At 57.7% G+C, this 12,806-nt stretch carries 12 protein-coding genes; 1 reads left to right on the top strand and 11 read right to left on the bottom strand.

The genetic code is table 11. From position 1 onward, the window contains the following. Positions 1 to 2: 2 nt before the first annotated feature. From LG198_RS07760 to gspG, 8 genes are read right to left on the bottom strand one after another with little or no spacing between them, the layout of a single operon-like run. Positions 3 to 1,961: a secretin N-terminal domain-containing protein gene (locus LG198_RS07760; RefSeq protein WP_230342602.1), complete on the bottom strand. Its 1,959-nt coding sequence runs from the start codon at positions 1,959 to 1,961 to the stop codon at positions 3 to 5. Then, complete coding sequence (locus LG198_RS07765) at positions 1,962 to 2,552, bottom strand: hypothetical protein (protein ID WP_230342603.1); 591 nt, start codon at positions 2,550 to 2,552, stop codon at positions 1,962 to 1,964. Further along, a complete protein-coding gene (locus LG198_RS07770) occupies positions 2,549 to 3,136 on the bottom strand; it encodes a hypothetical protein (RefSeq protein WP_230342604.1) in 588 nt (195 codons plus the stop codon). Before LG198_RS07770 ends, LG198_RS07765 begins: the two co-directional genes overlap by 4 nt. Further along, on the bottom strand, positions 3,133 to 3,675 hold the full coding sequence (locus LG198_RS07775; RefSeq protein WP_230342605.1) for a PilN domain-containing protein: 543 nt from the start codon (positions 3,673 to 3,675) through the stop codon (positions 3,133 to 3,135). The genes LG198_RS07770 and LG198_RS07775 overlap by 4 nt, the downstream gene beginning before the upstream one ends. Then, complete coding sequence (locus LG198_RS07780; RefSeq protein ID WP_230342606.1) at positions 3,672 to 4,472, bottom strand: hypothetical protein; 801 nt, start codon at positions 4,470 to 4,472, stop codon at positions 3,672 to 3,674. Before LG198_RS07780 ends, LG198_RS07775 begins: the two co-directional genes overlap by 4 nt. After that, a complete protein-coding gene (locus LG198_RS07785; protein ID WP_230342607.1) occupies positions 4,453 to 6,129 on the bottom strand; it encodes a GspE/PulE family protein in 1,677 nt (558 codons plus the stop codon). Before LG198_RS07785 ends, LG198_RS07780 begins: the two co-directional genes overlap by 20 nt. Beyond that, the gene (locus LG198_RS07790) at positions 6,126 to 7,307 is read right to left on the bottom strand and encodes a type II secretion system F family protein (RefSeq protein ID WP_230342608.1); all 1,182 of its coding nucleotides are present in this window, start codon (positions 7,305 to 7,307) and stop codon (positions 6,126 to 6,128) included. Before LG198_RS07790 ends, LG198_RS07785 begins: the two co-directional genes overlap by 4 nt. A gap of 2 nt (positions 7,308 to 7,309) precedes the next feature. Next, entirely contained in the window at positions 7,310 to 7,738 is a 429-nt protein-coding gene (gene gspG / locus LG198_RS07795) for a type II secretion system major pseudopilin GspG (protein WP_328485121.1), read from the bottom strand. Between the two features lie 226 nt (positions 7,739 to 7,964). Here gspG and LG198_RS07800 point away from each other — a divergent pair, with 226 nt between their 5' ends. Then, complete coding sequence (locus LG198_RS07800) at positions 7,965 to 9,743, top strand: putative bifunctional diguanylate cyclase/phosphodiesterase (protein ID WP_230342609.1); 1,779 nt, start codon at positions 7,965 to 7,967, stop codon at positions 9,741 to 9,743. 17 nt (positions 9,744 to 9,760) lie between these two features. Here LG198_RS07800 and LG198_RS07805 read toward each other — a convergent pair whose 3' ends face one another. From LG198_RS07805 to LG198_RS07815, 3 genes are all read right to left on the bottom strand, one after another. Then, entirely contained in the window at positions 9,761 to 10,729 is a 969-nt protein-coding gene (locus LG198_RS07805; RefSeq protein WP_230342610.1) for a PEP-CTERM sorting domain-containing protein, read from the bottom strand. A gap of 161 nt (positions 10,730 to 10,890) precedes the next feature. Further along, positions 10,891 to 11,397 carry a single-stranded DNA-binding protein gene (ssb, locus tag LG198_RS07810; RefSeq protein ID WP_230342611.1) on the bottom strand — a complete coding sequence of 169 codons (507 nt, stop codon included), beginning with the start codon at positions 11,395 to 11,397 and terminating at the stop codon, positions 10,891 to 10,893. A 2-nt stretch (positions 11,398 to 11,399) separates the two neighbouring features. After that, the gene (locus LG198_RS07815) at positions 11,400 to 12,776 is read right to left on the bottom strand and encodes an MFS transporter (protein ID WP_230342612.1); all 1,377 of its coding nucleotides are present in this window, start codon (positions 12,774 to 12,776) and stop codon (positions 11,400 to 11,402) included. Positions 12,777 to 12,806 lie beyond the last annotated feature (30 nt).

Consider the following 12,806-nt stretch of genomic DNA (forward strand, 5'->3'; position numbering starts at 1 on the left):
GGCTACCTGCTTTGCTGCTGGTTGGACTGTGGCACCACAACCTCAGGCGTCACCAGCGGCACTACGGGCTTGGGTTGCGTCGACATGAAATTATCCTGCGCCGGCTGGCTTTCCTCCGCGGCTGCAGGCTCTGGTTCCGGTTCCGGCGCAGGCGGCGGTTCAGCTTGGCTAGGACGTAAACGCTGCATGATCATCTCGCGCGGGCTCACATTGCCGGCAGCGCCGGTGCCAGGCGCGATGATCTGCGGATGGTCGCTGATGCCGGTTTCCGTGCCGGACCAGTATTCCATTACCTCAGACTCTGGACGGCTGATGTTGTTGACCACGCGCGGCGTAATCGCCAACACGATCTCGGTCTTCTTGCGGTTATCGATCTGGTTGGAAAACAAACGGCCTAGCAATGGAATATCGCCCAGGCCCGGCAGGCGGCTGGTATTCTTGCGCTCCTCGTCATTGATCAGGCCAGCAAGAATCTGCGTTTCGCCATCCTTGAGCCGCAGCAGGGTGCTCGCATTGCGCGTGCCGATCTGGTAGACGACGCCGCCGCCTTGCAATGTTGTGGAACTGCCGAGCGACGACACCTCCAGCGCGATCTTGATATTGACGAAATCATCCAGCGTAATGCGCGGCTCGGCTTCCAGCTTGAGGCCCACATCAAGATACTGCACGGTCTGCGACGAACCCACCCCAGCAGTCGCCACGGTAGTAATTACCGGTACTTTGTCGCCCACCAGCACTTGCGCCTTGTCGTTGTTGCGCACGCGAATGCGCGGGTTAGCAAGGATATTGACATCGCCGGTGGTTTTCCTGAAATTCAGGCTGGGGTTGGCATCAAACAAATAGGTGCCGGAGTTATTGCTGCGCATTGCCTCTATCGACAGGCCAGCCGATGCAGTCAGCGAAGTGGGATACTCGATGCCCAGTTCCTGCAGGCGCTCGCGCGTGACCTCCATCACCTCGATCTCCAGCATTACTTCCGGGTCGGCCAGGTCGTTGGCGGCCACCAGCTTCTCGGCAATGCGCACCACTTCCGGCGTATCACGCACCACGATCATATTGAGACGCTCATCGGTATGCACGTCCTTGGTCTTAAGCATGGTCTTGATCATGGTAGACACATCCTTGGCCTTGGCATTGGTCAGGTAAAAGTTGCGGATCACCAGGTCCTGGTAATCCTTGAGCTTGGCCGCGGTATTCGGGAACACCAGCGCCGTGTTCTCGGAAAGCACTTTCTTCTGCAAGCCGTTGGTCGCCAGCACCATTTCGATCGCTTCCTCTATCGGCGATTTCTTGATGAACACCGTGGCCTTGGTGTCAGGCTTGATGTCCTTGTCGAGGATGAAGTTGATGCCGGTCGCACGCGACAAGGCCTCGAACACCATCTTGATATTGGCGTCGCGCAATTCCAGGCTCACCGGCTTGTCAAAGGCGGGCTTGAGCTTGGGCGGCTCCATGCGCACATGGGCGCGCTTTTGGCGGATTTCACGTTGCAGCCGCAACGCCTCCTCATGCTGGGGCGACTCCAGCAGCACCTGGTGCAACAGCTCACGTGCAGCCTCGGTATCGCCTTTTTCCAGTAGCTGGTTCGCCCGCTCCACATTCTCGGCATGCTTGCGGGTGCTTTCAATGAGCAATTTCCCGGACTGCGCCCGCGGATTATCCGGCTCTATCGCCAGCACGCGCTGGAACAGTTCCCCGGCATCCGCCATGCGCCTGTCACGCAAGGCGGCTTCTGCCTCCACCAACAACCGGTTGACGCCCTGCTCGGTAGCAACGCGCACATTCTGCTTTTCTGCCGTGCCTTCAGGCTTTTTATCCAGCGCTATGCGGGTATTCTCGATTTTTTCCTCGGACGTATCTCCGGGAAATCCAGGCTTGGGCCACGGGGTGAGCGCACAGGAAGACAGCGCCAGCAACGTCAGGCAACATCCGAATGGACGCCATGCAGAATTCAACAACATTTAAAGGTTCCCCTGTAAATCATCCGGACCGCCCGGCAAATGGCTGGCAGGGTTTGTAGACGCTGCCAGCCTGCTCTTCTTGAGCAGGGTTTTGGGTAAATTGAGCGGCAAATAAGTCAGGTAGAGGCTATTGTCATCCTCCCTGTCCAAGCGCCATGACTGGTCGACATTCTCGCCGACGCCGACGGAATAAAGGCGGCTGGCGCTGGCAAGCAGGATCACCGTGCCCTGTGGCCCATCCTCCAGTTTGCCTATATAGGCAAATCCGGGCTGCGGCGCTACAGGGAGCGGGGGAGCCAGTTCTACCGCAGTCTTAGGCGGCGGGACATACCAGCGTTGCGGCTTGAACAAGTCCGCCTGGGCGGCATGGCTGTTTGCCCCAGCAGAGCGGCCCTGCAGCAGGCCCCAGTCCAGATAATGCTGCCGGCTTTCACCGGCAGGTTTGCTAGCTGGCTGCTTGAGCGCAACATTTGCCTTCGGCCGTGCCGACGGCATCAGTTCAGCATCCTCTTCATCCTCGATGCTGAACACCAGCGCCAGGGTGGCAAGCAGCCCCAGCACCATGAGCCATTGCCGCGGCTGCAGCTTCATGCTGCCTGCTTCCTGATAAAGAACACCAGACGCAAGCGGGTCTTGGCCTCGGCATCCACCGCCTCGCCACGCTCGAAGCTGAGTTCCGCCAGCGCCACGTTCGGCAGTGCATCCAGCACGTCCAGCACCAGCGCCTTGACTGCCTGGTAATTTCCCTGCACCGGAACGCTGGCCTCAAAGCGGCGCACATTGCCCTGCTTCTTTTCCGCAAGTGAATACTCGCCCTTGACCACTTGCAGCCCATGCCCTTCAGCCAGGCGGAACAGCACGCCCAACTCGTCCGGCAATTTCTCGATGGCGGGAAAGCGAGTATCGAATTCCCGCAGCTCCTGCGCCAGCGCCTGCTCCGGCGATGCCGCTTCCTGGCGTTGCGGCTGGGGGTTCAACCGCAACGCAGCTTGCTGCGCTTGCAGATCACGCCTGATTTCAGCCATCTCTGTTTGCAGGGGAAATATCCATCCCGCAATCATGTAGAGCGTCGACAACATCAATACAATCGCCGCCATGCCCGGCCATCCCAGACGGTACTGCATGCGGTGCGCCGCCCACTGCAGCCATTTGAGGTCAAGCGCCTGCTGCGTCACGCCGCACCCCAGCTTGCCGTAATGCCAAAGCGGATGAAGTTCGCCATGCCGCCGTCTTGCGGCTTTTCCATCATTTCATGCTCATCCAGGACGACATCGCGCATTTCCGGCACGGCCTCCAGGCGTTTCAGGTAGGCCAACAAGGCTGCTACATCTCTGGCCTCGCCCTTGAGGCGTAATTTTCCCTTGGCGGCATCCGGCCGTATTGCCAGCAAGGCAATTTCCGGTTGGGCAACCTGCTCCAGCCGGTTCAGCAAACCTGGCCAGGGCCTGCCGAGCTCATCAAGCACGCTATTCGCCTGCTTGATCTCGGCTTTTTGCGCGCCGGACAAGGCTTGCGGCTGGATGATGGCAGTGGCTGACGCAGGCTTGGCAGCCAGCTGTGTTTGTTCCAATTGCTGCGAAAGCTCAGCCCGCTCGGCATGCATCTCTGCAAGCTGCCAGGCACAGACCAGTGCCGCCAAAGCCACCAATACCATGCTGACCCTGCAGCGCGCGTTTGCCGCGCCTGGCGCTGCATGATCCAGTTGCAGCCTCATGCCTTGCCTCCCGCCATGGCAAGACCGGTTTCATGATCGACAGACCAGGGCACTATGCGTAGGTCGATGTCTTCCCCTGTCCGGGCACACACATGCACCGGAACGGTATCCGGCATGTCCAGTTGCAACCTCAACCTTGCCAACCTGGCATCCAGTCCGTCCTGCCAATCAGGCAATGCAGGCTGCAATTGCACCGCAGTCCAGCTGCGCGCCTGCCATGCCAACAGGCACAAACGGCCAGGCTCTGCCAGTACGAAGATGCCATCCGGCTGAGGCTTTTTCAGTTGATTGAAAGCGCGCGCCAGACCGGATTGCACGCTTGCGAGCAGAGCGCCTGATACTGCCGACTGGTGCCACAGCCCGTCCAGCAAATCCCGGTCCACGGCGCTGGCAATGCCATTGCCGCCAAGCGCAGCAAAACTCAGCCGGATATCCCATCTCGATGCCGCCTCGCCATGCACACGCTCAAACGCATGCCGGCATAACAACGCCAGTTCCCCTCCGCCCGCAGCGCCATCCGGATTGGGGACGATGGCATAGCGCATGAAATGGCTGGAAAGCACTACCTCGACTCTGGCTCCTGCGGCATCCGCTTGCTGCAAGACCTGAGGCAGGGCAGCCAGCACCGCCTGAGCGCCGCTGCTTTCCGCCTCGAACTGGAATACGCCCCTATTTTCAATTCGGCGCTTTAACCCGGCAGCAGTGCGTACCCAGACGATATGATCGGGATAAATATGCAGGACAAGGGTTGGCCGCAACCAGCTGGGGAGCATGCGATCAAGCCACGAAGGTGACACGGTTGATCTCCTCCAATGTGGTCTCGCCACGCGCGACGGCCTCCAGCGCAGCCTCGCGCAGGCTCTTCATGCCGCGCGCGCGGCCCGCCTCCTTGAGTTTGCGCAAGGGCTCGCGCGCAATAATCATCTCGCGCAGTTCGTCGTCCAGCGCCAGCAGCTCGGCAATCGCCTTGCGCCCTTTGTAGCCGCTGCCGCGGCAATGCCCGCAGCCCTTGCCTTGACGCAACCGGTATCCGGCAATCCCTTCCCGCGTCAGGCGCGATTGCGCCAGCAATTCATCGCTCGCCTCCGCCGCCTCTGCGCAATGCGGGCACACCAGGCGCACCAGGCGTTGCGCCATGACGCCATTCAAGGCAGCAACCAGGCTGTATGCCTCGACATTCATGTGCAGGAAGCGGCTGATGACGTCGAATACATTGTTGGCATGCAGAGTAGTGAACACCAGGTGGCCGGTCAGCGCGGACTGCACGGCGATCTGCGCGGTTTCCGGGTCGCGGATTTCGCCGACCATGATCTTGTCCGGGTCGTGACGCAGGATAGAGCGCAGGCCGCGCGCGAAGGTCAGGCCTTTTTTCTCGTTGACCGGTATCTGCAACACGCCGGGCAGTTGGTATTCCACCGGATCTTCAATCGTGATGATCTTGTCATGCCCGTGGTTGACCTCGCTGATGGCGGCATAAAGCGAAGTGGTCTTGCCCGAGCCGGTGGGGCCGGTCACCAGCACCATGCCGTAGGGCTCGCTCACCAGGCGGCGAAAATCGGCAATGATGTAGTCGTCAAACCCCAATTGCTTGAGCGACAGGCCCTTGGCCTGGTCGGACAGAGACTTGCGGTCGAGCACGCGCAGCACGGCATCCTCGCCGTAGATGCTGGGCATGATGGAAACGCGGAAATCTACGTCGCGCCCCTGCATCCTCACCTTGAAGCGGCCATCCTGCGGCACACGGCGCTCGGCGATGTCAAGTTCGGCGAGAATCTTGACCCGCGAAATTGCCTGCTCCGCCATGTCCGCGCCCTGCATGCTGCCGACATGGGAAAGCACTCCGTCGATACGGTATTTGATCACCAGGCCGGCAGCGACGCTTTCCATGTGGATATCGCTGACCCCGGCCTTGAGCGCGTCATACAGCGTAGAGTTCACCATGCGGATCACCGGGCTGCTGTCGGCATTGATGCTTTGCAGGCTCAAGTGCTCGACATCAGCGGCCGCGGCCTCGCTCACTTCTCCCACGGCAAGCAGGTTGCCATCCATGGCGCGCAAGTCTTCCTCATGGCGGCTCAGGTAAGCCTGGATATCGCGGAAATGCGCCAGCCCGGTGAGGAAATTTCCCGGCAGCCACTCACTGGCCCAGTCCAGCACCGTCTGGTCAAAAGGGTCTGACAATACCAGCCACGGCGTTTCACCTTCACGCAAAAGCAGGCATTGCAAGCGGCTTGCCATGGCAAAACTCATCACATCGAACGCAGGCTGCATCGCATGCAATTCTTCCATACTGAAAAGGCGCAATTGCGACGCATGGGCCAGCGCCTCGGCATAGGCATGGTCTTCCATGCCGGACAAGCCCTGCAGCATCTCCACCATGCCACGGTTATTGCTGGCTGCCAGGCCGCGCGCCTCTTCGATGCGTGCGCGGCTGAATATCCCGGCAACGCTCATTGCAGGCTCCCTGCCAGTTCAAAGATGGGCATGTAGAGCATGACGACGACCGCACCGATAATCAGGCCGATGAAGATCATGAGCAAAGGCTCGAACAGGCGCGTGAACCATTCGAGCCAGCGGGCGATTTCCTCGTCATGCAGCGTGGCGATGTGCTCCATCATCTTGCCCATCTCGCCGCTTTTCTCGCCCACGCGCAGCATGCGCAACGATACCGGCGTCACAAGGCCAGCAGCTTCCATCGCCTCCGAGATTGCGCGCCCTTCGCGGATCAACGCAGCCGCCTTGCCAAGGCTCTGGTGCATGGAGGCGGTGAGCAGGCCGCGCGCCATTTCCAGCGCCTGGGTCACAGTAATTCCACCCTCGAGCAGCATGCCCAGCGTGCGGTAAAACCTTGCCAGCTGGAACACGCGCATCTGCTCGCCCACCGTGGGCAAACGCCACAGCAGCTTGATAAGACGCCCGCGCACGCCAGGCCGCATCAGGGCCGCGATGACCAGTCCCAGTAACAATACGGAACCCAACAGCAATGCCTGGCCATGCGTTTCCATGATATGCGCCCAGCCCAGCACCAGCTTGAGCATCCAGGCCTGGTTGTCCCCGGCATCGGCATAAATCTGCGAAAAGCGCGGCACGACATATCCCAGCAGGAACAACACAACCAGGCTGCCAACGGTAATAAGTAAAAACGGATAAATCGAGGAGGCAATCAGTTTCTTGCGCAGCACTTCCACCTGCTGTTCGTAGCCGATATAGCGCAGCAAGGCTTCCGGCAAGTCGCCGGTGCGTTCGCTCGCCTTGACCATGGAAGTGTAAAGACCGGGAAATGCCGTGGGATAAGCGCTCAGGGCGGCAGACAATGTCTGCCCGCGATACAGCGCCTCCAGCACGCCCTTCAATATCTGGGCGATCTCCGGCCGCTGCTCCTTCTCCACAATGCCTTCCAGGGACTCGACAAGCCCCAGCCCGGCCTTAAGCAGGGAAAGCAGCTCCTGGCTGAACAACAGCAAGGGAAAGCGCGTGCGCTTGGCTTTTAACAAACCTTGCTGTTCAGCCTTGGTGGTCAGTACCTCATAGCCCTGGCTGCGTGCCTTGGCCGCTGCTTCATCGGCATGCTGCGCCTCAAGCTCAAGCGAGACCAGCCGGCCGCCGCTAATCGCCCGTACCTGGTAGCGCATGGTTACCAGTTCACGATATCGACATTGTCGTCGCTACCGCCAGGCTGGCCGTCCTTGCCCAGTGAATAAAGGTCAAAGTCGCCATGCTCGCCGGGGGACTTGAAGACATAAGGCCGCCCCCAGGGATCGTTGGGCACGCTTTTCTGCAGATAGGGCCCGGCCCATTTGCTTTCACCGGCGGGTGCCACATTCAAAGCCAGCAAGCCCTGTTCGGAAGTGGGATAGTGGCCGACATCCAGCCGGTATTGATCCAGGGCTTTTTCCAATGCCCCGATCTGGGCACGCGCAGTCTTGACCTCGGATTTGCCAAGCTGGGCAAAATATTTTGGTGCAACATATCCCACCAGCAAGCCGAGGATGACTAACACCACCAACAACTCGAGCAGGGTAAACCCTGCTTGGCGCAGATTCATCAATGTAGGATTTTTCATCACAGACGCCAGGCGCCGCCTAGCCTTAACAATAAGATTTGACGCCAAGCATAGCTATGATTTATGACGTTTTCATTAAACTGCGTCCGCAACCAAGTCCTTGCCAATAAAGGCTTTGGCTCATACCTGTCGTCATAATTCTGCAATATTCATATGCATAATCTGCCCGACATCTGGCGTTCAGCAGATGCTTACTTATCACCTGAAGACCCAACTGCTTCGCCTCATGAATACTGCAACCCATTTCCGCTTCACCAAGAACGACGACAACCCGACCGTTAAGCGCTTGCTGCGTGCCGTCGAGCCGGTGGTAGACGACATGCCCTGCCTGCCTGTACTGGGCATTTTCCAGGAAAACCCGCAAATTTTCGCGCTGCCGGTAGTGAATGCTCGCAATGAGCCGGTAGGCATTGTGGAGCGGCACGCATTCGTTGAAACCTTCATCAAGCCTTATACCCACGAGATATACGGCAAGAAACCGATTGCCGAATTCATGAACCAGGCACCGCTGATAGTGAGCAGCCACACCTCCATTGATGATATATCGCGCATCATTATTGATGCGGGCATGCAGCATATGGTCAGCGGCTTCATTGTCACCGAACATGGGCAGTATGCCGGCATTGCCAACGGCCATGACTTGCTGGACGAAATCACGCAGCGCAAACAGGCCAACCTGTTCTACCTCGCGCATTTCGACCAGTTAACCAAGCTGCCTAACCGCGTGCTGTTCATGGACAGGCTCTCAATGGCCATTGCCGAAGCCAGCCGGGTTGGCTCCCAGATTGGCTTGTTATTCATCGACCTTGATAAATTCAAGCACTTCAACGACTCAATGGGCCATGCCTTTGGCGACCAGTTGCTGATTGCGATGGCCGGCATCCTCACCCGTTGCTCACGCGAGATGGATACGGTCGCAAGACTGTCGGGCGACGAATTTACCATTATCGCCGACAACATCACCGGCCAGAAGGACTTGGACAGCCTGTGCTGGCGCATTCTTGATACGCTCAAGCTGCCGCAGCAGATCATGGGACGAGAGGTCTTCATCTCTGCCAGCATAGGCACCGTTATCTTCCCGCGCGACGACCAGGACGCCAACAACCTGCTGGTCAAGGCCGATGCCGCAATGTACGAAGCCAAGCGCAGTGGGCGCAATACCTATCGCCACTATACGGCCGGCATGCGGCTGTACTCGCTTGACCGCATGTCGCTGGAGACAGACCTGCGCGTTGCAATAGAACGCAATGAATTTGAGCTTTACTACCAGCCCCAGGTAGCGCTCGACAGCGGCAGGGTGGTAGGCAAGGAAGCCTTGATCCGCTGGCATCATCCCCAGCGCGGTTTGCTCACCCCAATCCATTTCATCGAGATTGCCGAGGAAACCGGCCTGATTGTCGCCATCGGCCAATGGGTGATCCGGGAGGCCTGCCGCCAGCACCAGGCTTGGCTGAAAGATGGGCTCCAGCCCATGCGCATATCCGTCAACATTTCCGCCATGCAGTTTTACCAGAGCGACTTCTGCGACATGGTGGAAGACACCATTCATGCAACCGGCATCAACCCGTCATATCTTGAGTTTGAGCTGACCGAGAGCATGTTCATGCAGGATGCCGATGCCGTCGTGCGCACATTGCGCAAGCTGCATGGGCTGGGCATTAAATTGGCCATTGACGACTTTGGCACAGGCTATTCCAACCTCAGCTACCTGCGCAAATTCCCCATTGACCGGCTCAAGGTCGATCAATCATTTATCAAGGGCATAGAACACGAGCCAGTCAATGTTGAAATTGTCAAAACCATCGCAGCGCTGGCGCGCAGCATGTCGCTGGAGTTGGTAGCAGAAGGTGTGGAAACGGATGTGGAACTGCATTGGGCAGAGTCCAGCGGCTGTACCTTTGTGCAAGGCTACCGCTTTTCACAACCCCTGCCGGCAGAAAAGTTTGCACGCTGGGTCGCAGAGTACAAACACCAGGTCAACCAGCATACACTGGGAGATATGTAGGCCTACAAACCTGCAGCTTATTTGGTTTGCAGTGTCCGTACATGCTGCTTGCGCTGCCAACGGCCGAACACGCCCACCAGCCCCAGCAACAGCATCCAGAATGTGGAAGGTTCCGGCACTGCGCTGACCTGCCAGCCGATATCCGCCAGCGCGGCATAGTCAAGGTCACTGAAATATTCACGGTTTCCCGGTGCCGTGCCTGGGTCCATCAGGTTGGGCACAGGAACACCATCGATTGATCCCAAAACGCCATATCCCCAGTGTGCGCCGACACCGTCCACAGGCACCGCATCTCCATATAATGCGGTTGCATTTTCCCCGGTGAACACCCAGCCGTCAGCACCTGGCTGTAGCAAGGCATCCCAGGCAGCGGAGGATCCAAAGCCCAGCAAATGCGCCAACTCATGCGTCGCCGTGGTCAACAGGTCCGGCTGTCCAGTTGCAAGGCCATTTTCATCCAGCCCGGCATACCAGTCATGATAACTGTTGAACCAGATAGAGCCGCCCCAAGGGCCAATATCAGTAGCTATATCATCCAATGCGCCATCCTGACCACGGCCGGCTACCGTATCAAGAAAATCCTGGCTGCCCTCAGCACGGATATTGCCTGAACCGGCAGCACCGAGCACCGAGCCATTGAAGGAAGAAGCACCAACAAAGATCACCATGCTGCTCTCTGGCACGACTAGGTTGCTCACCGTGACATTCTCAACCCAGCTCTTCCAGCTTGGATGCTGAAAGCTTACTTGCCAGCTATCGCCTGCCCCGGGTTGGATGGCAGATAACTTGTCGGTAAACCCGCTGAATACAGATGCCGCCTGCTCCAGCACTTCTCGCCGCATCAAGCCTGCATCGCTATCGGTACCGAACCAGCCGTTGCGGTCAAATCGATAATCAAAGATGATGTCGAGCGCCTGGGCCGAACTTGCTGCCAATGCCAGGCTACCGATCAAGACCAACTTTGCCAGCTTATGCAATGAATGCATGGTGCACCTTGTTAATTTGATATTGAGAATCATTATACTATTTATCAATAATCATTCTCAATATCTTAAGCATCAAAAATGCAAGCAACCAAGCATGGGACGCACCAAATAAAAATGCCCTCGTTCAGAGGGCATCTCACTTCAATCTGCACAGTCAGATTTTAGAACGGAATATCGTCCTCAAAATCATCAAAGTTGCTGCCGCCAGCGGGCTTGGAAGCCGGGGCAGGCGCTGGGCGCTGGGCAGGTGCAGCTTGCTGTCTCGGAGCAGACTGACTGTAGTCCTGGTTGAAGTCATCGCCGCCGCCGTCATAGCTGGCACCACCCCCACCACCATCTCGCCCACCCAGCATCTGCATCTGGTCGGCAATGATTTCCGTCGTGTAGCGGTCCTGCCCTTCCTTGGTCTGCCATTTGCGGGTTTGCAAGCGGCCTTCCACGTAGACCGGGCGGCCTTTTTTCAGGTATTCGCCAGCAATTTCCGCCAGCCTGCGGTACATGACGATGTTGTGCCATTCGGTGCGTTCCTGGCGTTGACCGTTCTTGTCTTTCCAGTTGTCGGTAGTGGCAATGCTGAAATTACATACTGCCTCACCGTTCGGCATATAACGCACTTCCGGGTCACGCCCGAGGTTGCCTACCAAGATTACTTTATTCACCGATGCCATTTTTAACCCCTTATCAATTGCAGCGCTGCGGAATCATCCCAGTTCGCCTGCATATCCACTTTCAATATCACCATGCCCTCTGCGGGCAGGACTACAGATTCTTTCACGCCAGGTAATGCTGCCAACTGGCGCGATAACTGGGCTGCATCATGCGCATGCCCTTCTGGCAAATGGTACATTTTGCTGCGCACCGCAGCGGGTGCCTGCATCGTCATGACGCTGACCAGCCATAAGAGCATGAGTATGCCACAGAAGATAAACACTGCTGAATATCCGTATTGACTGGATAGCCAGCCGCCTGAAACGCCGCCGACAAATATACCCAACGATTGCGCGGTGTTGAATACGCCGATCGCCGTCCCTTTGGCCGCAGCCGGCGCCTGCTTGGAAATGGTGGAAGGCATGATCGCTTCCAGCACATTGAAGGCAATAAAGAAGATTGTCAGCGCGGCAATAATGCCCCAGAAACTATCAATCATGAACCCAAACGCCAATTCGGCCAGCAACATCACCGAAACGCTGATAATAAATATTTGCTTGAGCTTGGCCTTTTTCTCACCAATGATAATGGCAGGCACCATCATGACCAGGGACACCACCATAATCGGCAGGTAGATCATCCAATGGTCATTCTCACTCATGCCGCTGGTTTGCTTGAGCGCAAACGGCACCACCACGAACATCGCCATATGCGAGGCATGCAAGGCAAAAATGCCGAAGTTGAGCCGCAACAGCTGGGTATCTTGCAACACCGGGCCAAGCTTGGCCGGCGCAGCCTGGGAGTCAGAATGAAAACGGCTCACCTCGGGATTGGGCACCAGGTACTTGATATCCAGAATCGCCAGCAGCGCAAGGACGCCGGTCAGCATGAAAATACCCGACACGCCTATCCACTGGTTGAGGGCCGGCCCAAGAATCAGCGATAGCGCAAAGGTGATGCCAATGCTGCCACCTATCATCGCCATCGCCTTGGTGCGGTGCTCCTCGCGCGTCAGGTCGGCCACCAGTGCAGTCACGGCTGCCGATATCGCACCGGCGCCCTGAATTGCACGGCCGATGATGATGGTATGGATATCGTCCGCCATCCCAGCCACAACGCTGCCAATGGCGAAAATCACCAAACCGAGATAAATCATGTTCTTGCGGCCAAAGCGGTCTGACGCCATGCCAAACGGCAATTGGAACAAGGCCTGCGTCAAGCCGTAGGCGCCAAGCGCTAGGCCGATATAGAAATGGTCATGTCCGGTAGGCAGGGTTTCCGCATAGATGGCAAAGATCGGCAGGATCAGGAACATGCCCAGCATGCGCAGGCCGTAGATGGAAGCCAGGCTCAGGGTGGACCGCAGCTCAACGGCGGACATGCGTTCAGACTGTGACATTAAAAATCATTGAATTAAATACGCGAAGTT

The sequence above is a fragment of the Methylobacillus arboreus genome (assembly GCF_020532725.1).
Lineage (GTDB): Bacteria > Pseudomonadota > Gammaproteobacteria > Burkholderiales > Methylophilaceae > Methylobacillus > Methylobacillus arboreus.